The sequence below is a fragment of the Pseudomonas sp. WOUb67 genome (assembly GCF_050058005.1).
Lineage (GTDB): Bacteria > Pseudomonadota > Gammaproteobacteria > Pseudomonadales > Pseudomonadaceae > Aquipseudomonas > Aquipseudomonas putida_R.
Genome location: NZ_CP170112.1, coordinates 4925023 through 4944520 on the forward strand (window position 1 = coordinate 4925023; position 19498 = coordinate 4944520).

A 19498-nucleotide genomic window follows, 5' to 3' on the forward strand; every position below is an offset into this window, starting at 1 on the left:
ATCACCCTCTTCACGCTTGCTCCTCTCGCATACCAAGTCTCCCTGGCATTTGGTTCGCGCCCACAGGCCCATACCTTTTGGCGAATGACTAGCCCCGTGGGAGCAAAATTTCTATCTAACGCATCAAGCTTTGTCTTGGTCGACACAGCCTGCGCGAGCCAGCACGGCATTCAACAGTACATCGGCACCCTGGCGAGCATCGTCGGGCAGCACGTCTTCCGCCTCGTTGTGGCTCAACCCACCAACGCAGGGGATAAACACCATCGCCGTCGGGCAGTAACGCGCCAACAGAATGGCATCATGACCCGCGCCGCTGACAATCGATTGCTGCGCATACCCAAGGCCATCCACCGCTTGCTGCACGGCGGCCACGCAGTCAGCGTCGAACGGGGTGGCCGGGCTGACCCAGTGGCGCTCGATACGCACCTGCAGGCCGCGCTGGCTGGCGATGGCTTGCAGCTTCAAGGTCAGGTCGCGCTCCATGGCTTCGATGGCCTCGTCGCGGTGGTGGCGCAGGTCGACCGTGAACTGCAGCAGGCCGGGAATGGTATTGCGCGAAGACTTGGCAATGGACAGCTCACCCACGGTGGTCAGGCCTTCGGGGGCAAAGTCGGCTGCCAGTTGCTCCACCGCCTGAATCATCCGCGCGGTGCCATACAGCGCATCCTTGCGCAGCGGCATCGGCGTGGTGCCGGCGTGCGCCGCCATGCCTTCGACCGTCACGTCCAGCCAGCGGATGGCCTGGCCGCCACTGACCACACCAATGGCCTTGGCGTTGTCTTCAAGGATCGGGCCTTGCTCGATATGCGCCTCAAAATAGGCATCCACCTTGCCGCCCAGCGGGCGGTGGCCGGCGTACCCGGTGCGTTGCAGTTCGTCGGCGACGCTGATGCCATCGGCATCGCGAATGGCCAGCGCCTCGGCCAGCGCGAGGCTGCCGGTGAACACCGCCGAGCCGAACATGGCCGGGGTGAAGCGCGCGCCCTCCTCGTTGGTCCAGACGGCGATTTCCAGCGGCTTGCGGGTGTGGATGTTCAGGTCGTTCAGGCGGCGCACCACCTCCAGGCCGGCCAGCACACCGTAGACGCCATCGAAACGCCCCCCTTCGGGTTGGGTGTCGAGGTGGCTGCCCATCATGACCGGGGCGGCATCCGGGTCACTGCCGGCACGCCGGGCGAACAGGTTGCCGATGGCATCCACCGACAGGATCAGGCCCGCTTCGCGGCACCAGTGGCTGAACAGTTCTCGGCCGGCCTTGTCCTCGTCGCTGAGGGCCAGGCGGCAGCTGCCGCCGCGGGCGGTGGCGCCGACTTCGGCCATGGCCATCAGGCTCGCCCACAGGCGTTCGCCATTGCTTTTCAACATATGCGGGTACTCCAGACTAAAAGGGGTTCGATCAGGCCAGTTCCAGACGCTGGCTACGGGCGTACTGGCGCGCCGAGGCGAGCACGCAGACCAGCGAAATTGTGGCGATCAGGGTGTAGAAGGCTGCCATCGGCCACCATTGGCCGCTGAAGCTATGGGCCAGCCAGGTGCCAATCAGCGGCGTCAGGCCGCCGGCGATGGCGCCGCAAATCTGATAGGCCAGGGAAATGGCGGTGTAGCGCACGCGGGTTTCGAACATGCCGCTGACGTAGCCGGCAATCACCGCGTAGAACGAGGCCATGCAGGCGGCGGCCAGGGCGATGCCAAGCACGATTGCCGGGCCCTGGCCCGAGCTGACCAGCACGAACATCGGGTAGGGTGAAGCCATCGCCAGCACTGCGACCAGCGCCAGGAAGCGCGTAGCACCGACCTTTTCCGACAGCCAGGCCGCCAGCGGCTGCACGCAGAACTGGATGACCGCCACGAAGAACAGGCACTCAAGGATCAACGAGCGCTCCAGGTGCAACTGCTGGGTGGTGTAGCTGATCATGAAGGTGTTGGTGAAATAGACCCCGGCAATGCCCAGGGTGTTGGCGCCGATACACAGCAACAGCGGGCGCCAGGCGGTGCGCAGTACTTCGAATACGGGTGCCTGCTCCTTGCGATGGGCCTTTGCCGCCTGCTCGCGGCTGGCGATGAATTCGGGCGACTCATTCACCCCCAGGCGAATCGCCAGGCCCACCAGCAGCAACAGCGCGCTGGCCAGGAACGGCACGCGCCAGCCCCAGCTCATCAGTTCCTCTTCAGGCAGGCGGGTGACCGCGCCGAAGGCCAGCAGCGACAGGATCAGGCCAGCCGGGCTGCCCAACTGGGCGAACGAGGCGAAGAAGTTGCGCCGGCCCTTGGGCGCATGCTCGCCGGCCATCAGCACCGCCCCGCCCCACTCGCCGCCTACGGCAATGCCCTGGACGATGCGCAGCACGATCAGCAGCACCGGCGCGGTGGCGCCGATTTGTGCGTATGTCGGCAGCAGGCCGATGCACACGGTGACGATGCCCATCATCAGCAGGGTGATGACCAGCGACTTCTTGCGGCCGATACGGTCGCCCACGTGGCCGAAGACGATGCCACCCAGCGGCCGGGCGAAGAAGCCCACGGCGAAGGTGCCGAATGCGGCCATGGTGCTGAACAGGCTGTCGTCGGAGGGGAAGAACAAGGCCCCGAACACCAGGGCGGCGGCAGTGGCGTAGATGTAGAAGTCGTACCATTCGATCATGGTGCCGATGAACGCCGCGGCGGCGGCACGGCGCGGCTGGGGGGAAGCGGTGGGCTTCATGGGGGCTCCTTTGCTTGTTGTTCTGGCAGGAGTTGCTGGGTCACGGTGGCGCTCTTGTGGCGCTTGGCCTGTTGATTCGGTGCTGGCTGCTTCGCGGGTAAACCCGCTCCCACAGGGATCGCACAAGGTCTGCTGACAGTGCAGTACCTGTGGGAGCGGGCAAGCCCGCGAAGCAGCCGACACCGATGCAACCGGCTTCAATGCCTGCGATTTATCGGCTCAGGGCTATGATTAGTCAATTTTCTATTTATTATTCGAACTATTAACCACGCTTATCATCGAGCCCCGCCATGTCTGACCGCCTGCTCAACGACCGCCTCGACTGGAACCTGCTGCGCACCTTCCGGGTCATCGGCCAGGAGTTGTCCATCAGCCGCGCTGCCGCCCGCCTGCACCTCACCCAACCGGCGGTAAGCCAGGCGCTCAAGCGCCTTGAAGAGCAGCTCGGCCGCCAACTCATCGCCCGCCGCGGGCCACGGTTCGTGCTGACAGACATGGGCGAGCAGCTGTTCCTGCTGGCCGGCGAGGTGTATGGGCAAATGTCGCAGATCGGCGGCTTGCTGGAGCAACCGGCAGACGAAGTGGTGGGCAAGGTGCGCCTGCTGATGATCAGCCGCATCGTCAGCGAACGCTTCGACGACTTTCTTGCCGTCTTCCATCGCCAGCACCCACGGGTGGAGCTGGAAATCGACGTGATGCGCAGCTCCGATATCGTCGCCGCCCTGCAGGAAAAAACCGCCACGGCGGGCCTTAGCCTGAACCGGCGTCCACAGCCACGGCTGGAGCAGCGGCTGTTCCTGCGCCAGCGCTATGCGTTTTTCTGTGGCAAGCACCATGCCCTGTTCGGCCAGGCCGAAGGCGACTTGCAACGGGAGAACTTCGTCAGTTTTACCAGCGACCAGATTGGCGGCATGTTGTCGCCGCTGACCATTTTCCGAGACCAACAAGGGTTTGCCGGGCGGATCGTGGCGTCATCGCCAAGCCTTGAGGAAGTACGCCGGCTGGTGATCGCCGGGTTCGGCATCGGCTGCCTGCCCGAGCATGTGGTGGCGCCGGACGTCGAAGCGGGGTTGCTGTGGAAGCTGCCTCCGCAGGAAGGGATTGCCGATGTGGATATTCACCTGTTGTGGAACAGGGAGCAGCGGTTCAGCCGGGCGGAAGAGGTGTTCATCGAATCGCTGCACCAGAGCCTGGAATAACGGCGGGGCTTGCTGCCGCCTGGCATTTCTATCAGTAGCGCTCAAGAGGAAATTCAAGTAAACAAATCCATGCTCAACCCACGATCACAACGGCATGGAGTGATTAAAATGCTATTTTCATATAACAACAATGCACTGACCACCCTGCTGCACGACAATCACTCAGCATCGATTTCACGCGCACATGAACGCGCACTGTTCTTTACCCGCAAACAATCAGGCAATTCCCTAAGCTGCCTGCTTGCGCGTGATGTAAAAGGTTCAGCTATTGGCCTGTTGTCTACTCAAGGTTTAGCGCCTACAGCGTTCAGCCCGTGGGGTTATGCTGAAGCGGCTACCGGCATGCTGGCCGGTTTCAAGGGCGAATATCTTGACCCCGTTACCACATGCTATTTACTGGGCAACGGATATCGAAGTTACAACCCAACACTGATGCGTTTTGCAAGCCCTGACTCATTGAGCCCCTTAGGTGCAGGGGGTATCAATGCTTATAGCTACCTCTCGGGAGACCCTGTGAATGCCAACGACCCGACAGGACACGTAAAGGGCAAGGTATTACTGAGAGAACCGAACCTTGGCGTTTTTTCGTCAACAAAGGGCTTAGCGAAAACCAAGACGCTCAACATCTATGCGCACGGAACCGAGCTAGCCAAACTGGGCGTGGATGGGCTTCACGATCATCTTCGTGCTCAAACAATAAAATTTGAAAGCTACGACAACATACATGTCATCTCTTGCAACTTTGGCAACCCGACCCCAGACGGGGGGCCATCCCTGGCTCAACGACTCTCAAACATAACGCAGAAGACGGTAAACGCATACATTGGCACCGTCAGCACTATCCCGAAGCCAAAACAAGACAAGCAATACACCGAAATAAAAATCCTGAAGGACAACATATACAAGAACCCCGACTTCAACTACGCGCCCGTTACTGTTCGACCTATGATTGAAACAAACTCAAGCATTCGCAGTGACGCATAGGCAAATCACCGATAATTCAGAACAGGTCTAGACTCCGTCGAACTCGGTCTTTCACTGACTGAGCGTGCTTCACTAGGATGGCTGTATCATTGCAACTCACCCCCAGGAGCCATCCCATGAACATCGACCTCGGCGGGCGCACCGCCATCATCAGCGGCTCGACCGGCGGTATTGGTCTGGCCATCGCCCGTGGCCTGGCCCGCGCCAATGCCGACGTGGTCATTGCCGGCCGCAGCCAGAAGTCGCTGGACGCCGCCCTGGCCGACGTGCGCAAGCAAGGCGGCGGTGGCCAGGTACACGGCGTGGTCGCCGACCTGGGTATCGCCGCCGGTGCCGAAACCCTGTTCGCCGCCCACCCACGGGCCGACATCCTGGTCAACAACCTGGGCATCTACGACGACGTCGACTTCTTCGATGTAGACGACAGCGAGTGGGCGCGCTTCTACGACACCAATGTGCTAAGCGGTGTGCGGCTGGCACGCCACTATGCTCCGGGTATGGTCGAGAAAGGCTGGGGGCGGATCCTGTTCATTTCCTCGGAGTCGGGCATCGCCATCCCTGCCGACATGATCAACTACGGCGTGACCAAGGCCGCCAACCTGGCCGTTTCCCATGGCCTGGCCAAGCGTCTGGCCGGTACCGGGGTTACCGTGAATTCGGTGCTGCCGGGCCCGACCCTGACCGATGGGGTGACCGCGATGGTGGCCGATGCAGCCAAGGCTTCGGGGCGCAGCATTCGTGAAGAGGCTGACAATTTCGTACGCACCGCGCGGCCAAGCTCGATCATCCAGCGCGTCGCCGATGTCGATGAGGTTGCCCATCTGGTGGTGTACCTCGCCTCCCCTTACTCCTCCGCCACCACTGGCGCGGCCCTGCGGGTCGACGGCGGTGTGGTCGACAGCCTCGCTATCTGAATTCAACCGGAGAATCACCTCATGGCATCTGCCTATGCGTCCCTGCCAACCCGATACAGCCCTGAACATGTCTGGGCATTGATCGGCGGTTTCGACAGCCTGCCCGACTGGCTGCCGTTCATCCCCGAGAGCATTTCCAGCGAAGGCGGCCGCGTGCGCTCGCTGAAAGACCCGGACGGCAATCGCATCGTCGAGCGCCTGATAGCCTTTGACGACAAGCAGCGCAGCTACAGCTACACGATCCTGAGCAGCCCGTTCCCGGTGAACAGCTACCTGGCAACCCTGCGGGTGAAAGCCGACGGCGAGGGCAGCCTGGTGGAATGGTTTGGCGAATTCACCCCGTTGGGCGTCAGCGATGCCGAGGCCGAGGCGCTGTTCAAAGGCATCTATGAAGGTGGCCTGCAAGCCTTGGCGAAAACCCTGGGCTGAGTGAATGGGGTTGCACAGCAGCCCTTTTTCCACGCCAGCCTGGTGATGCACACCTCCAGCACACTCGGCTGAAGCGCATCTGTGACAACTTGGATCCCATTCCATGACAAGGTATGCTGGGCAATAGCCAAAAGCCATTACCCAGGCAGGTTTACCGCCTGCCTTCAAGGACGAGCCCTTTGCCCAGCCACCCTACACGCCATACCATCGCCCGCCAGTGGCAGCTGCTCAAGTTGCTGCCCGGCCGCCACCCGGGCATGAGCTCCACCCAGTTGCAGGCCGCCCTGACGACCGTGGGCCATACCACCAGCAAACGCACCGTCGAGCGCGACCTGGTCGAGCTCGCTGCGCTGTTCCCGCTGCAGTGCAACAGCAAAGGCATGCCGTACGGTTGGTACTGGCAACCGGGCCTGAGCCTGGGCGAAGCGCAGCAGTTGCAACCCGACGTGCTTACGCCCCCGGCCCAGGTTGAACTGCATGCCTGGGTCGATGACGCGCTGGCCCTGCGCCTGGAGCAATCCCCCCTGTCAGCAGACATGCAACTGACGCCGCAAGCGGGCGGCGGCGCCACGCTGGTGGCTACCGTCGACGATAACCGGGCGCTGATGGGCTGGCTGCTGTCCCAAGCAGGCGCTATCCGCATCCACGCCCCGCAGGCGCTGCGCGTGGCCATGCTCGAACAATTGCGCCAGAGCCTGGCGCTGCACGAGGGGAGTTATTGACCGGCAGGCAAAAGTCATTGTCCCGCGGGCTGCTTTTTCCCCAATCCTGCCCTGCGCAGAATTCGCTCCTGACAACGCATCTTTCAGGAGTACCCGATGACACGCTTCAAGCCCTTGCTACTGGCCGTTACCCTGGCGACCACTGCCCAGGCCGCTTTGGCCGCCGACTGGCAGACCTCGCCCTACGGCAAACAGGATGAAATCGGCGCCGCCAACCTGCTGACCCCGGACGTGGTCAAGCAGGCTGTCGGCCTGGTCAAGACAGGCAAGACTTACCCACTGGCGGTACCCGTAAGCAAGGACCTGCCGGCCTTCCGCCACCGCAGCTTCCACTTGTACAACATCCAGCCCGGCGAACAGGCCGGCCAGACCCTGGGGCCCAACAAGTTCAGCTTCAACGATGAACTGGTCAACGGCTGGACCGGCGTCGGTACCCAGCTCAACGGCATCGGCCATATCGGCATCGACAACGTCTACTACAACGGCAACAAGGCTGCCGACTTCGTCACCGTCGAAGGCGTGACCAGGCTGGGCGTGGAGAAAGTACCGCCGATGGTCACCCGTGGTGTGGTGCTGGACATGACGGCCTACTACGGCAAGGCCATCGTACCGGGCGGCACTGCGTTTACCGTCGCTGACATCAAGGCGGTACTGAAGAAACAAGGCATTACCCTGCGCAAGGGTGATGTGGTGCTGTTCAATACCGGTTGGCTGGAGCTGATCGGCAAGGACAACCAGCAATTCCTTGCCACCGAGCCGGGCATCGACCTGCCAGCGGCCGAATGGCTGGCGGACCAGGGCATCGTCGCCTTTGGTGGCGATACCTGGGCCTCCGAGGTGTACCCGAACCCGTCCGGCGAAGAGTTCCCGGTCAACCAGTTCATGCTGGCCAAACGGGGTATCTACAACCTGGAACTGATCGATACACGCGCGTTGGTGCAAGACAAGGCGTTCGAGTTCCTGTTCGTGCTGGGGCAGCCGCTGTACAAGGGCTCGACCCAGGTGAACATCAACCCGGTGGCCATTCACTGATCACCGGGCTGGCTGGCTTTCGAGAGTGGGGCCGCTTGTGGCCCCGACAATGTCACAGGAAGGTGAACACCTGCGAAGCCGGCAACCGCGACTTGTTCAGCCCGGCGTTGAAGTCCGCCTCGCTGCGATAACCCAGGCTGAGGATCACCACGCTGGTAAAGCCACGCTCACGCAAGCCCAGCTCGGCATCGAGGATCTTGCTGTCAAAGCCCTCGATCGGCGTTGCATCCAGGCCATGTGCCGCAGCCCCCAGCAATGCCGTGCCCAAGGCCAGATAGGTCTGCTTCTCCATCCAGTGCTGCACGTCCTTCTGATCAAAGCGGTGCAGGTTGACGTAGTGACGGCGGCTCTGGTTTTGCCCGGCACGTGCTTGCTCGTCGCGGAAACGGCCATCGGCAGCCTCTTGATCGAGCACGCTGTTCAGGTGCGCTTCGGTCATTTCGGTGCGGGTGCAGAACACGATCACGTGCGAGGCATCGAGCAGCTTCGGCGTGTTGTAGGCATACCCCTCTGTCGTGCTCTTGGCCAGGCGGGCCTTGCCTTCGGCCGTATCGGCGACAACGAAGTGCCATGGCTGGGAGTTGACCGAGGATGGGCTGTGGCGCAGTTGTTCGAGCAGGGCATCGACAGTGGCCTGGGGAATGCGGCGCGAGGCATCATAGGCTTTGGTGGTGTAGCGGCGCTTGGCCAGCGAGACGGTATCCATGCAACAACTCCGGGAATGAACAGTGGATTTGCCGCGTATCTTATCTTTCCCGCAGAAAAGAAAAACCGGCACAATGCAGCAACACTTTCATCCATGGAGTGAAAATGCTGCGCATCGCCGACCTCGAACTGTTTGCCCGCAGCAGCGTGCTGGGCAGCTTCACTGCCGCTGCCCATGAAGCCGGCCTGCTGCCGGGCCAGGTGGCTGCGGCAATCAAGCGCCTGGAACGCGACCTGGATGTACGCCTGTTCGCCCGCACCACCCGCAGCCTGCGCCTGACCGCCGAGGGCGAGCGCTACCTGCCAACCGCGCTGAATGTGCTGGAGAGCCTGCGCCAGGGCCATGAAGACCTGCATGGCAACCCCAGTACCCTGCGCGGCACCCTTCAGGTGTCGGCACCCTCCGACATGGGCCGCAACATGCTGCTGCCCTGGCTCAGCGCCTTCCGCCGCGAGCACCCGGCATTGCAGCTGCGCTTCTTCCTGTCCGACCAGATTGCCGACCTCAACCGCGACCCGGTGGATGTGGCCATCCGCTATGGCCTGAACCAGGATGCCAACTACATCGCCCTGCCATTGGCCGACTGGAACCGCAGAGTGCTGGTCGCCTCGCCCGACTATCTGGCCCGCCACGGCCGCCCGCTTAGCCCCGACGCTCTGCAGCAACACGCCTGCCTGCTGTACATGCAGCACAACCGGGTATACGACAAGTGGCAGCTGGGCAACCGTACCGTGCAGGTGCGCGGGCCGCTGGTCAGTGACGATGCCGACGTCATCCGCCGCCTGGCCATTCAGGGCGAAGGCATCGTCTACAAGTCGTGGCTGGATGTCAGCGCCAACATTGCGGCCGGCGAACTGGAAATCGTCCTGCCCGAACTGCTCGGTGAACCGACCCCGGTCACCTTGGTCTGCCCGCATCGCAAGCAACTCACGCCTGCTGTCTCACAATTGCACCTGTGGCTGCGCGAGCGCTTCGAGGCCCTGCGCCATCGGGCACTGACCAACGGCTGCACAATCGTTCCAGACTGAGCCAGGGCGTTGCGCTAAGGTAGCCATTGACCCCAACGGCACACGTTCATGAGCAACTGGATCGACCTCAAGCAAGACGCCGACACCGGTATCGAGTCGGTCCGTGCGCATTTTGTCGGGCATGCCTACGACCCGCACTGGCACGACAGCTTCCTGGTCGGCGTGACCGAACAGGGCGTGCAGCAGTTCAACTGCCGCCGGGTGCGCCACCGCAGCACGCCGGGGCAGGTATTCCTGCTGGAGCCTGGCGACATCCACGATGGCCTGGCGCCCACCGAAGAAGGCTTCACCTATTCCACGCTGTACCTGGAACCCACCTGGCTCGACCAGCAACTACGGGCACTGTTCGAGCACGCACCCGGCGACAGCCTGCCCAGCTTTGCCGATACCCTGTGCCACGACGAACGCCTGGCGCGGGCCACCGCCCTTGCCTTCCGGGCGGTGCACGACCAGGAATTGCGCATCGTCCGGCAAACGGCCATGGACGACCTGCTGGCCTGCCTGACCCGCCACATGCACTGGCGCCAACGCATCAACCCAGACCCGCGCCTGCCGCTGACCGCACAACGCGCGCGCGATTACCTGCACGCCAACCTGGAGCGTGACATCGGCCTGGAAGACCTGGCCCAGGCCTGCGGCATCGACCGCTTTCGCCTGACCCGTGCGTTCAAGGCCGCGTTCGGCATTGCCCCGCATGCCTACCTGATCCAGCTGCGCCTGGCCCGGGCGCGGCGCCTGCTCGCCCAGGGCCAGACGCCTGCCGAAGTGGCCGTGGCCTTGGGTTTTGCCGACCAGAGCCACTTGGGGCGGTGGTTTCGCCGGGCGTATCGGCTGACCCCGGCCGACTACCGCAGGCGCTGCTCAAACCTTCCAGACTAAGCGGCTGCGGGCAGCGAGCATGGTGCTTCGATTTTCTGGAGTCCTGAACCATGTCGCAGTCGTTGTTGCCCTTCATTCTGTTCGCCCTGGTGTCCAGCATCAGCCCGGGGCCGACCAACCTGCTGATCCTGGCCCATGGCGCGCGCGTGGGTCTGCGCGCAAGCCTGGCACCCATCGTGGCGGCCTGTGGTGCGGCGGCGGCGATCGTGTTGATGGTCGGGCTGGGGCTGGGTGAACTACTGCTACGTCACCCTCTGGCCCAACAGGTGATGAGCTGGGCCGGGGTGTTGTGGCTGAGCTGGCTGGCGTTAAAGATGCTGCGCAGTGCCGCTGCCCCGCTGCAGGCGGCCACGGCGCAAGGGTTCAGTGCCTTCAGTGCCGCAGCGTTGCAGGTGGTGAACCCCAAGGTGTGGTTGATGGCCGTGGCGGTGGTCGGGGTATTCGCCGCCCCGTCGTTGCCGGTGTGGCAGTTGGCGCTGGTGTTCTTGCTGATCGCCTTGCCGTGCATGGCAGCCTGGGCGGTGCTGGGGGTGGGCAGCGCCCGGTGGTTGCAGGCACCGCGGCGGTTGCAGCTGTTCAACCAGGTGTTGGCGGGGGTGCTGCTGATTTCTGCCTGGGCTGCCGTACTGGCTTGAACCTGTAGGAGCGGCCTTGTGTCGCGATGGGCCGCAAAGCGGCCCCGGCAATTTCTACTGCGAAGCTGAAATCCTGGGACCGCTTTGCGGTCCATCGCGACACAAGGCCGCTCCTACAGAAAAGCGCGCTGGGCTTGGGTCATCAGTGTGTCAGCGCCTCGCGGAAGCGCCGGGTGCTGGCAACGGCCAGCACCAGCCCGACCACCGCCACGCTACCGCCCACCAGGCCGATATCGGCCACGTCCATCTGGCTGCTGACGATACTGCCCAGCAGCGCACCGCCACCAATCCCGATGTTGTAGATACCCGAGAACAGCGCCATGGCCACATCGGTGGCATCGGATGCCAGCTTCAACGTCTTGGACTGCAGCGACAGGCTGAAGCTGAGGATCGCCACACCCCAGAACATGCTCAGCACCGCAAACGCATAGAAGTTGCCCGACAGCGGCAACATCAGCAACAGGCACGCGGCGAGCAAGCCGATCGAGCCCACCAGGAAGCCATGGGGGAAACGGTCGCTGTAACGGCTGAACAGCAACGAGCCGAATACCCCCGCACCGCCAAATAGCAGCAACAACAGCGTGGTGCGCTCACCGCCAATCTGTGCCACGTGCAGGGCAAACGGTTCGATGTAGCTGTAGGCAGTGAACTGCGCGGTAATCACCAGCGTCACCAGCAGGTAGGTAATCACCAGCGCCGGGCGCTTGAACAGGATCGGCAGGCTGCGCAACGAGCCGGAGTTCTGGCTGGGCAGCAGTGGCAGCGACTTCATCAGGCACAGCATGGTGGCCAGCGCCACCCCGGCAATGCTGAGGAAGGTCACGCGCCAGCCCAGCGCCTCGCCCACCACGCGGCCCAGCGGAATGCCCAGAACCATGGCCAGGGTGGTGCCGGTTGCCAGTAGGCCCAGCGCCTTGGCCTGCTGGCCAGGTGGCGCCACGCGCACTGCCAGCGAGGCGGTAATGGCCCAGAACACCGCGTGCGACAGGGCAATGCCGATACGGCTGACCAGCAACATGGCAAAGCTCTGCGACAGCCACGACAGCAAGTGGCTGACAATGAACACCAGGAACACGAACAGCAGCAGGCGCCGCCGTTCGATGTTGCGGGTCAGCAGCATCATCGGCAGCGAGGCCAGCGCCACCACCCAGGCATAGATGGTCAGCATCAGCCCGACCTGGGCGGTGCTCATGTCGAAGCTGCGGCCAATGTCACTGAGCAGCGCGACCGGGACGAACTCGGTGGTGTTGAAGATGAAGGCCGCCAGGGCCAGGGCGATGACGCTCAGCCAGCTGCCGCTGCCCGCCGTGGGCGGCAGGTCGGTGGGTATGGGTCCGTTCATGGGTGGGAAACGTTTCTCCGCAGACAAGGCAACAGTCCGCACGCCAGCCACCCGCTTGCAGGGGTGCCGACGTGCGCGCTGTTATTGATAGGAATGCACGGCATGGTACGCGTCAAGCCGGGGCCTCACAACCGCAAGGCAGGCAGAAGGAGTACCATGCGCGCTTTGTGTGAAACGCGTGTGCAACAAGGAGCCCGATCCGCTCATGGACAAGCAGCACCCCCAGCAGCAGTGGCAGCAGGCGGTCATCGCCTATGCCCAGGCCGTCAACGACTACGTCGCACAGGGCCGTGCGCAAGGCTGGGACAATCTTGAAGAGCCGCAGGCGCCCGCCACCGGGCACCTGCTCGACGCCTGGCTGGCAGCCCTGCACGAAGCCAATCGACCTGGCGCCGACGAACAGCAGCGCCAGGCCTTCCGCGAGGCCTGGCCACCTGCGCACCACCCCCTGGTGCCGTTGCTCGAAGACCACGGCCAGGGCATCAGCAATGTCCTGCTGCTGGAGGATGGCAGCCTGCTGGCCCGCATCGGCATGCCCTACGACAAGGGCCAGGTGGTGCGTATCGATCACCATGGGGTAACCCCGGTCATCGGCATCGAGCACTTTGGCCGCTGCCCGGCCCGTCGCTATTTCGCCCTGGCCAATGCCGAAGGCGTGCGTGTGACCGACGGCTGGGGCGGCCCACAGGTGCAGCGCCTGGCCTGGCCAACAGGGCTGGAGGGTTTGCCGCCAGGTTACCCGTTCGAGCCGTTCGACCTGCCGCCTGCACCGACCGCGCTGACCCCCTTCCCGGATGGCCAGCGCGTCCTGCTGGTAAGTGCCGAAGGTATCTTCGTGCTGACCACCCAGGGTGCGACTCGCCTGCTGCCGCAGCAGATGCGCGTGCTGGATGAGCTGGCCGAAGGCACCGACCCGGACGACATCAGCCTGGGGCTGAGCATGGAGCATGGCGCGGTGTCGGCGGATGGCCGCCTGATCGTGGTGGGTGAGCAAGGCAGCCGGCACCTGGTGCTGGACGAGCACCTCAGGCCGCTGGCGAACATCGGCCCTGGCAGCGAATACCCGCACTTTGCGTTGTTCAACCGCACGGGTGACCACCTGGCCCTCAATGCCTGTCATTTCTACAGCGGCGCCACGCTGGGGGTAAACGTCGCCGATTTGCCGGGGCTGGAGACCGACTACTACAGCCAGGACCCACGTACCCCGCTGCTGCAGGATGGCGCGCGGGTATACGCCGGGGTGGCGCGCGATGGTGAGTACATTGTGGGTGATGCCTATGGCTACCTGCGGGCGTTTGGCGAGGATGGCAAGGAACACTGGCAGCATTACCTGGGGTCGACCATCAGTGCGATGGACATCAGCGCCGACGGGCGCACGCTGGTGGCAGCGAGCCATGCGGGGATAGTGTCTGTGATTGCGCTGGAGAGTGGCCGGCCTGAGTGGCAGATCGGCACCGGGGCGCATGGCGAGGTGCGGCGGTGGTTGTTCTGGAAAGGGTGGGACAAGGCGATGGTCTGGTAAAAGGTCCAGCTTTCTATTGCCTGTACCGGCCTCTTCGCGGGTAAATCGGATCGCCGCAGTTGCTCCCACAGGTGTAGCGCAGCATTCAGACTATGTGCGGTCATTGTGGGAGCGGGTTTACCCGCGAAGAGGCCAGTGCAGGCAACCGATCAATCAGCCCTGAAGCGTGGCCATGTCGATCACGAACCGATACTTCACATCACCGGCAATCATCCGCTCATACGCCTGGTTGATGTTGCGGATATCCAGCATCTCGATATCGCAACGGATGTCGTGCTCGGCGCAGAAGTCCAGCACTTCCTGGGTCTCGGCGATACCACCGATCAACGACCCCGCCAGCACCCGGCGTTTCATCACAAGGTTGGCCGCATGCACTGGCGGGTCAATCGGCTCGATCAGGCCGACCAGGATGTGCACACCATCGAACTTCAGTGTTTCCAGGTACGGGTTGAGGTCGTGCTGCACCGGAATGGTGTCGAGCAGGAAATCGAAACGGCCGGCCGCGGCGCGCATCTGCTCGGCATCGGTGGACACGATCACATGGTCGGCACCCTGGCGGCGGGCTTCCTCGGCCTTGGCCTGGGAACGAGTGAACAGGGTCACTTCGGCACCCAGGGCCTTGGCCAGCTTGATGCCCATGTGGCCCAGGCCGCCCATGCCGAGGATGCCGACCTTGTGGCCCGGGCCGACGCCGTGGTGCTTGAGCGGCGAATAGGTGGTAATGCCGGCGCACAGGATAGGGGCGGCGCTGGGCAGGTCCATGCCGGCCGGGATGCGCAGCACGAAGTGCTCGCTGACCACGATGCTGCTGGAGTAACCGCCCATGGTGTTGCTGCCGTCGACCCGGTCCGGGGTGGCGTAGGTCATGGTCGGGCCTTCCAGGCAATACTGTTCCAGGTCCTTGGCACAGGCTGCACAGTGGCGGCAAGAGTCGACCATGCAGCCGACGCCAACCAGGTCACCGACCTTGTGCCCGGTGACCTTGGCGCCCACCGCCGTGACCCGGCCGATGATCTCGTGGCCCGGCATCAGCGGGTACACGGCAATGCCCCATTCGTTGCGTGCCTGGTGGATGTCGGAGTGGCACACGCCGCAGTACAGGATCTCGATGGCGACGTCGTCCGGGCGCGGGCTGCGGCGCTCGAAGGTCATGGGGGCCAGCGGGCTGGTCGGGGTTTGGGCGGCGTAACCGATGGCTGTGTACATACAGGGCCTCGCAGTAAAGTGAAACGATTCAGTCGGCGCATTCTGCGCGCCAAACGGCGTCACGCCCACGGCTGATTCTCCGGCATGCATGCCTGATTCTCCGAAGATGTCAGCTGACACCTGGCGCCACGCCCTCAATCTGCGATGATCAAGCTGTCTGATTCTCTGCCCTTGGTTCACCATGCAACTGACCCGTCACGTCGACGCCAATGCGCCGCTTTGCGCGCTGATCCGCAGCCTCGCCACGCGCCCAGGCTTTGTGCCCACGCACCTGCCCCAGGTGCAGGTGCTGAGCTGGGACCACTATGTGGCCAGCAGCCCGCAGATCTACGAACCCAGCCTGATGATCCTGGCCCAGGGCAGCAAGCTGGCGCGCCTGGGGCCGCGCACGCTGGAGTACGGCGCCGGGCATTACCTGGTGCAGGCATTGTCGGTGCCGTTCATGTGCGAAACCTTCGCCACCCCTGACGCGCCATTGCTGGGCGTGTCGGTGGACATCGACCGTGGCGTGCTGGGCGAACTGGTGCAGCGCATGGACCTGGCGCCGGACGCTGCTGTACAGGCACAAACACCGCAATCGATGACCTCGGCCGCCCTGGATGCGCCCATGCGCGACAGTGTGGAACGGCTGCTGCAGTGCCTGCAGGACCCGCTGGACGCCAAGGTGCTGGGCCCGGCGCGCGTACGCGAGGTGCTGTACACCGCGCTGCGCGGCCCGCAGGCCGGTGTGTTGCGGGCACTGGTGGAGCAACAGGGGCACTTCGCCCGCATCGGCGCCGCCCTCGCCCACCTGCGCGAGCACTACGCCGAACCGCTGAGCGTGGAGGCACTGGCCGCGCGGGCCAACATGAGCGTTTCGACCTTCCATGAACACTTCAAGCGCTGCACCGACATGGCGCCGATGCAGTACCTCAAGCGCTTGCGGCTACTCAAGGCGCAGCAGATGCTGATTGGCGAAGGGCTGGGGGTGGCGCAGGCGGCGCACCGGGTGGGTTACCAGAGCACCTCGCAGTTCAGCCGTGAGTACAAGCGCCAGTTCGAGCGCAGCCCGGGGGATGAGTTGCCCTATCAGAGCTTGCCGGTGTAGCAAGCCAGTCTATCAAGCATGCACGATCACTGTGGGAGCGGGCGCGCCCGCGAAGCAGACGACGCGGTGAATGGCACCGGCTATGCCGGTGTTCACGGGCGCGCCCGCTCCCACAGGGATGGCATGCGCTTCATGCTTGTCGCTCGACCATGGCCACAATCGCCGCCTGCAATTCAGCCTTGGCCTGCCCGGCCTCCAGTTCCCCTGCCGCAGCCGCTTGGGACAGCGCATCCGCCGCCCCCACCAGCAGGCGCATGCCGGCAACCCCTACATTGCCGCCGGGCGAAAACCCGGCCAGGGCTTCGCGGCACTTGTCGAGGAACGGCTGTTCATACGCCCGCTTCAGCGCCTCCATTTCCGGCGAACCGGCCAGCGCTGCCGATACCCCGGGTATCTCCCGGCCTTGGCTCATCACGCAGTCCACGTAGGCCTCGGCAATCACCCGGGCGCGGCTGACCAGGCTGGCTTCACAGCTGTCCAGGGCCTGCGCCAGCATCTGCGACTGACGTGCATCGTATTCCTGGTACAGCGCCAGCAGCAGCCCGTTGCGGGTCTCGAAATGGTCGTAGACCACCGGCTTGGTCACCCCTGCCTGCTCGGCCAGACGGCCCAGGCTCAGGGCATCGGTACCCTCCTCCCGCACCAGTTGCCAGGCCACATCCAGCAACTGCCGGCGTCGGTCGTCGCGGCTCAGGCGCTTGCGCGAACGGGCTTGATCATCGCTTGACATCGATTACCTACCAAAAGTAACTTACTTAACGTAACTTACCTCGAGTATATAGCGCTCAAGGCAACCCTGCACCTATCACTGGAGAGCCACCATGCACGCTCTGATCGTCGTCGGTCATCATGACCCGCAATCCCTCACCCACGCGCTGGCCCGGCAGGTTGCCGACGGCCTGGCCAGCGAAGGCCACAGCAGCGAAATCGCCGACCTGGCCAGCGAAGGTTTCGACCCCCGCTTTGGCCTGGCAGACCATGCCGTGCACCGCCGGCTGGCAGCCCCGCCGGCCGATGTACTCAACGAGCAGGCACGTATCGAGCGCGCCGATGCCCTGGTGCTGGTCTATCCGATCTATTGGTGGTCGCTGCCGGCCTTGCTCAAGGGCTGGGTCGAGCGGGTATTCAGCAACGGCTGGGCGTTCGACTATGAAGGGGGCACCACGGTCAAGAAATTGCGCGGCATGAAGGTTCACCTGGTCGGCGTTGCAGGGGCCGATGCAGGCACTTTCGAACGGCATGGCTATGGCGAGGCGATGCGCGTGCAGATCGAGCACGGCATCTTCGGCTATTGCGGCGCCGAGGTACTCAGCTCCACCCTGCTAGATGACAGCGAAGGGCCTGACCAAGCCGCCCATCTGCGCCACGCACTCGCCTTGGGCAAAAAACTGTTCGCAGATCGCCAGGCCGCAGCCTGAACAGTGCCACAGTGTCGCTACCCAGGTAGCGACACCCTTGGTTGTGCACGCCCCCCCATTGCAGGAAATCAGACGACCCGGCTACCATTGAGAACGATTCACACTCACAACCGGAAGCCAGGCGTTGGACAGCACATCAACCCGTAAACTGGGCTTTTTCTTCAGCGACCACCATCGCTGGTTGCTCCAGCACATCCAGAAACGCCTGCGCAACCACGCCGACGCCGAGGACACTGCCGCCGAAACGTTCTGCCAGATGCTCGGCGCACGTGTCGACCCGGACAGTATCCAGCAGCCTCGCGCCTACCTTACCGTTATCGCCCGTCGGCTGATCTTCGATCGTCATCGCCGTCGCCAGCTCGAACAGGCCTACCTGGAACATCTGGCGCGGCTACCGGAGGCCGTAGCGCCATCGGCCGAGGAACAACTGCTGCTGATCGAGGCCCTGGTGAGCATCGATCAGGCACTGGACGGCTTGCCGGCAGTCGTCAAAGCCACCTTCCTCTACAGCCAGCTCGACGGCATGCACTACGCCGACATCGCCATAAAGCTGCAGATCAGCGAGCGCTCTGTCAGCCGCTACATGAAACAGGCGCTGCGCCAGTGTTACCTGTGCGAGGTACAGGCATGAGCAGGCCAGCCCTGGACCGCGTGAGCGAGCAGGCCATCGACTGGATGGTCGAGCTCAGGGCCGCCACGCCGGACCCGGCGCTGCTGCAACGGATCCGGCTCTGGCTGCAGCAGGACCCCGCTCACCAACAAGCCTGGAACCGCCTGGAACAGCGCCTTGGTCATCCGCTTGCAGCATTGCATGCCCTGGATCAACGGGCCCCGGGCCAAGCCGCAGAGGCTCGCCGTTTGCTGATGCAACCTACCCGGTCACGGCGTGACGTACTCGGCGCCATGGCAAGCGTCGGGCTGTTCGGCGCGGCGCTGTGGGGTGGATGGCGCAGCGACACCACCCAAGGCTGGCTGGCCGACTTGCACACAGGCCGTGGCGAGCGACGTAGCTTTACCTTGGCAGACGGCAGCCGCCTGAGCCTGAACAGCGCCAGTGCGGTAGACGTGCAGTTCGATGCCGGGCAGCGTCTTCTGGTGTTGCGTCACGGCGAGTTGCTGATCCAGGTTGCGCGCGATCCGCTGCGCCCCCTGCGCGTGCGCACCGCGCAAGGGCAAGTGCAGGCATTAGGGACACGCTTTCTGGTCAGCCAGGAGCAGGACGCCACCCGGGTCGTGGTGCTGCAGCACAGTGTCCGCGCCAGCCTGGCCGATGGGCAGTGGGCCGAGTTGCAGCAGGGGCAGGCTGCCCTGCTGCGCGATAACACCATCGAGCGGCTGACGGGCGAACAGCAGCAACGGGCTGCATGGCTGGAAGGCCGCCTGGAAGTCCTCGACGAGCCTCTGTATAGGGTGGTCGACGCGCTGCGCCCCTACCAGCGTGGCTACATCCGGCTCTCCCCCGCGGTACGCGACCTGCGGGTACAAGGCGTATTTCCTCTGGACCAGCCACAGCAGGCGTTGAAGGCGTTGGCCGAGGCCCTGCCCATCAGCGTGGAGCGCTATGGCCCGTGGCTGATGCTGATCGACCTGAAAACCTCCGGATGAAAATATTTATCGAAATCATTCGCAATCGTGGCAAGTTTTCTGTGCTCATCCCACATACCTCCTGACAGCCATTTCATTCGGGAGTAATC

20 protein-coding genes are annotated in these 19498 nt (G+C 63.7%); 14 read left to right on the forward strand and 6 right to left on the reverse strand.

Features of this window, described 5'->3' with window-relative positions:
- Window positions 1-123: 123 nt before the first annotated feature.
- Window positions 124-1365: a Zn-dependent hydrolase gene (locus tag ABOC32_RS21850; RefSeq protein ID WP_426808831.1), complete on the reverse strand. Its 1242-nt coding sequence runs from the start codon at window positions 1363-1365 to the stop codon at window positions 124-126.
- A 31-nt stretch (window positions 1366-1396) separates the two neighbouring features.
- Complete coding sequence (locus ABOC32_RS21855) at window positions 1397-2701, reverse strand: MFS transporter (RefSeq protein ID WP_426808832.1); 1305 nt, start codon at window positions 2699-2701, stop codon at window positions 1397-1399.
- 290 nt (window positions 2702-2991) lie between these two features.
- Between ABOC32_RS21855 and ABOC32_RS21860 the strand changes: the two genes are divergently transcribed.
- From ABOC32_RS21860 to ABOC32_RS21885, 6 genes are all read left to right on the forward strand, one after another.
- Window positions 2992-3900 (forward strand): LysR family transcriptional regulator, encoded by a 909-nt coding sequence (locus ABOC32_RS21860; protein WP_043200941.1) that lies wholly within the window; start codon window positions 2992-2994, stop codon window positions 3898-3900.
- Window positions 3901-3969: 69 nt separating this feature from the next.
- On the forward strand, window positions 3970-4884 hold the full coding sequence (locus ABOC32_RS21865) for an RHS repeat-associated core domain-containing protein (protein ID WP_426808833.1): 915 nt from the start codon (window positions 3970-3972) through the stop codon (window positions 4882-4884).
- A gap of 116 nt (window positions 4885-5000) precedes the next feature.
- A complete protein-coding gene (locus ABOC32_RS21870) occupies window positions 5001-5798 on the forward strand; it encodes an SDR family NAD(P)-dependent oxidoreductase (RefSeq protein WP_426808834.1) in 798 nt (265 codons plus the stop codon).
- A gap of 21 nt (window positions 5799-5819) precedes the next feature.
- Window positions 5820-6227, forward strand: coding sequence for an SRPBCC family protein (locus ABOC32_RS21875; RefSeq protein ID WP_426808835.1), 408 nt, complete (start codon window positions 5820-5822; stop codon window positions 6225-6227).
- A gap of 179 nt (window positions 6228-6406) precedes the next feature.
- Window positions 6407-6949: a WYL domain-containing protein gene (locus ABOC32_RS21880; RefSeq protein WP_426808836.1), complete on the forward strand. Its 543-nt coding sequence runs from the start codon at window positions 6407-6409 to the stop codon at window positions 6947-6949.
- 96 nt (window positions 6950-7045) lie between these two features.
- Entirely contained in the window at window positions 7046-7981 is a 936-nt protein-coding gene (locus ABOC32_RS21885) for a cyclase family protein (protein ID WP_426808837.1), read from the forward strand.
- Between the two features lie 52 nt (window positions 7982-8033).
- Here the strand turns inward: ABOC32_RS21885 and nfsB are convergent, their stop codons facing one another.
- The gene (gene nfsB, locus ABOC32_RS21890) at window positions 8034-8687 is read right to left on the reverse strand and encodes an oxygen-insensitive NAD(P)H nitroreductase (RefSeq protein WP_426808838.1); all 654 of its coding nucleotides are present in this window, start codon (window positions 8685-8687) and stop codon (window positions 8034-8036) included.
- A 104-nt stretch (window positions 8688-8791) separates the two neighbouring features.
- Between nfsB and ABOC32_RS21895 the strand changes: the two genes are divergently transcribed.
- From ABOC32_RS21895 to ABOC32_RS21905, 3 genes are read left to right on the forward strand one after another with little or no spacing between them, the layout of a single operon-like run.
- Window positions 8792-9715, forward strand: a complete 924-nt coding sequence (locus ABOC32_RS21895) for a LysR family transcriptional regulator (RefSeq protein ID WP_426808839.1) — start codon at window positions 8792-8794, stop codon at window positions 9713-9715.
- 48 nt (window positions 9716-9763) lie between these two features.
- Window positions 9764-10594: an AraC family ligand binding domain-containing protein gene (locus ABOC32_RS21900; protein ID WP_426808840.1), complete on the forward strand. Its 831-nt coding sequence runs from the start codon at window positions 9764-9766 to the stop codon at window positions 10592-10594.
- A gap of 50 nt (window positions 10595-10644) precedes the next feature.
- Window positions 10645-11229, forward strand: coding sequence for a LysE family translocator (locus tag ABOC32_RS21905; RefSeq protein WP_426808841.1), 585 nt, complete (start codon window positions 10645-10647; stop codon window positions 11227-11229).
- 142 nt (window positions 11230-11371) lie between these two features.
- Here ABOC32_RS21905 and ABOC32_RS21910 read toward each other — a convergent pair whose 3' ends face one another.
- Window positions 11372-12571, reverse strand: a complete 1200-nt coding sequence (locus tag ABOC32_RS21910) for a sugar transporter (RefSeq protein WP_063427023.1) — start codon at window positions 12569-12571, stop codon at window positions 11372-11374.
- Between the two features lie 205 nt (window positions 12572-12776).
- Between ABOC32_RS21910 and ABOC32_RS21915 the strand changes: the two genes are divergently transcribed.
- Window positions 12777-14093: a hypothetical protein gene (locus tag ABOC32_RS21915; RefSeq protein ID WP_426808842.1), complete on the forward strand. Its 1317-nt coding sequence runs from the start codon at window positions 12777-12779 to the stop codon at window positions 14091-14093.
- Window positions 14094-14246: 153 nt separating this feature from the next.
- On the opposite strand, the gene calA is transcribed toward ABOC32_RS21915, so the two are convergent.
- Window positions 14247-15299, reverse strand: a complete 1053-nt coding sequence (gene calA, locus ABOC32_RS21920; protein WP_426808843.1) for a vanillin reductase — start codon at window positions 15297-15299, stop codon at window positions 14247-14249.
- Window positions 15300-15480: 181 nt separating this feature from the next.
- On the opposite strand from calA, the gene ABOC32_RS21925 reads away from it, so the two are divergent.
- Window positions 15481-16386 (forward strand): AraC family transcriptional regulator N-terminal domain-containing protein, encoded by a 906-nt coding sequence (locus ABOC32_RS21925; protein WP_426808844.1) that lies wholly within the window; start codon window positions 15481-15483, stop codon window positions 16384-16386.
- A 130-nt stretch (window positions 16387-16516) separates the two neighbouring features.
- On the opposite strand, the gene ABOC32_RS21930 is transcribed toward ABOC32_RS21925, so the two are convergent.
- Entirely contained in the window at window positions 16517-17116 is a 600-nt protein-coding gene (locus ABOC32_RS21930) for a TetR/AcrR family transcriptional regulator (protein ID WP_426808845.1), read from the reverse strand.
- A gap of 91 nt (window positions 17117-17207) precedes the next feature.
- Between ABOC32_RS21930 and ABOC32_RS21935 the strand changes: the two genes are divergently transcribed.
- From ABOC32_RS21935 to ABOC32_RS21945, 3 genes are all read left to right on the forward strand, one after another.
- Window positions 17208-17804: an NAD(P)H-dependent oxidoreductase gene (locus ABOC32_RS21935; RefSeq protein ID WP_426808846.1), complete on the forward strand. Its 597-nt coding sequence runs from the start codon at window positions 17208-17210 to the stop codon at window positions 17802-17804.
- Window positions 17805-17928: 124 nt separating this feature from the next.
- Window positions 17929-18435 carry a sigma-70 family RNA polymerase sigma factor gene (locus ABOC32_RS21940; RefSeq protein WP_086974294.1) on the forward strand — a complete coding sequence of 169 codons (507 nt, stop codon included), beginning with the start codon at window positions 17929-17931 and terminating at the stop codon, window positions 18433-18435.
- Window positions 18432-19409, forward strand: a complete 978-nt coding sequence (locus tag ABOC32_RS21945) for a FecR family protein (RefSeq protein ID WP_426808847.1) — start codon at window positions 18432-18434, stop codon at window positions 19407-19409. The genes ABOC32_RS21940 and ABOC32_RS21945 overlap by 4 nt, the downstream gene beginning before the upstream one ends.
- Window positions 19410-19498 lie beyond the last annotated feature (89 nt).

Coding starts and splice junctions, on each gene's coding strand:
- ABOC32_RS21850 (WP_426808831.1), bottom strand. CDS start 1,365: ATGTTGAAAAGCAATGGCGAACGCCTGTGGGCGAGCCTGATGGCCATG.
- ABOC32_RS21855 (WP_426808832.1), bottom strand. CDS start 2,701: ATGAAGCCCACCGCTTCCCCCCAGCCGCGCCGTGCCGCCGCCGCGGCG.
- ABOC32_RS21860 (WP_043200941.1), top strand. CDS start 2,992: ATGTCTGACCGCCTGCTCAACGACCGCCTCGACTGGAACCTGCTGCGC.
- ABOC32_RS21865 (WP_426808833.1), top strand. CDS start 3,970: ATGCTCAACCCACGATCACAACGGCATGGAGTGATTAAAATGCTATTT.
- ABOC32_RS21870 (WP_426808834.1), top strand. CDS start 5,001: ATGAACATCGACCTCGGCGGGCGCACCGCCATCATCAGCGGCTCGACC.
- ABOC32_RS21875 (WP_426808835.1), top strand. CDS start 5,820: ATGGCATCTGCCTATGCGTCCCTGCCAACCCGATACAGCCCTGAACAT.
- ABOC32_RS21885 (WP_426808837.1), top strand. CDS start 7,046: ATGACACGCTTCAAGCCCTTGCTACTGGCCGTTACCCTGGCGACCACT.
- nfsB (WP_426808838.1), bottom strand. CDS start 8,687: ATGGATACCGTCTCGCTGGCCAAGCGCCGCTACACCACCAAAGCCTAT.
- ABOC32_RS21895 (WP_426808839.1), top strand. CDS start 8,792: ATGCTGCGCATCGCCGACCTCGAACTGTTTGCCCGCAGCAGCGTGCTG.
- ABOC32_RS21900 (WP_426808840.1), top strand. CDS start 9,764: ATGAGCAACTGGATCGACCTCAAGCAAGACGCCGACACCGGTATCGAG.
- ABOC32_RS21905 (WP_426808841.1), top strand. CDS start 10,645: ATGTCGCAGTCGTTGTTGCCCTTCATTCTGTTCGCCCTGGTGTCCAGC.
- ABOC32_RS21910 (WP_063427023.1), bottom strand. CDS start 12,571: ATGAACGGACCCATACCCACCGACCTGCCGCCCACGGCGGGCAGCGGC.
- ABOC32_RS21915 (WP_426808842.1), top strand. CDS start 12,777: ATGGACAAGCAGCACCCCCAGCAGCAGTGGCAGCAGGCGGTCATCGCC.
- calA (WP_426808843.1), bottom strand. CDS start 15,299: ATGTACACAGCCATCGGTTACGCCGCCCAAACCCCGACCAGCCCGCTG.
- ABOC32_RS21925 (WP_426808844.1), top strand. CDS start 15,481: ATGCAACTGACCCGTCACGTCGACGCCAATGCGCCGCTTTGCGCGCTG.
- ABOC32_RS21930 (WP_426808845.1), bottom strand. CDS start 17,116: ATGTCAAGCGATGATCAAGCCCGTTCGCGCAAGCGCCTGAGCCGCGAC.
- ABOC32_RS21935 (WP_426808846.1), top strand. CDS start 17,208: ATGCACGCTCTGATCGTCGTCGGTCATCATGACCCGCAATCCCTCACC.
- ABOC32_RS21945 (WP_426808847.1), top strand. CDS start 18,432: ATGAGCAGGCCAGCCCTGGACCGCGTGAGCGAGCAGGCCATCGACTGG.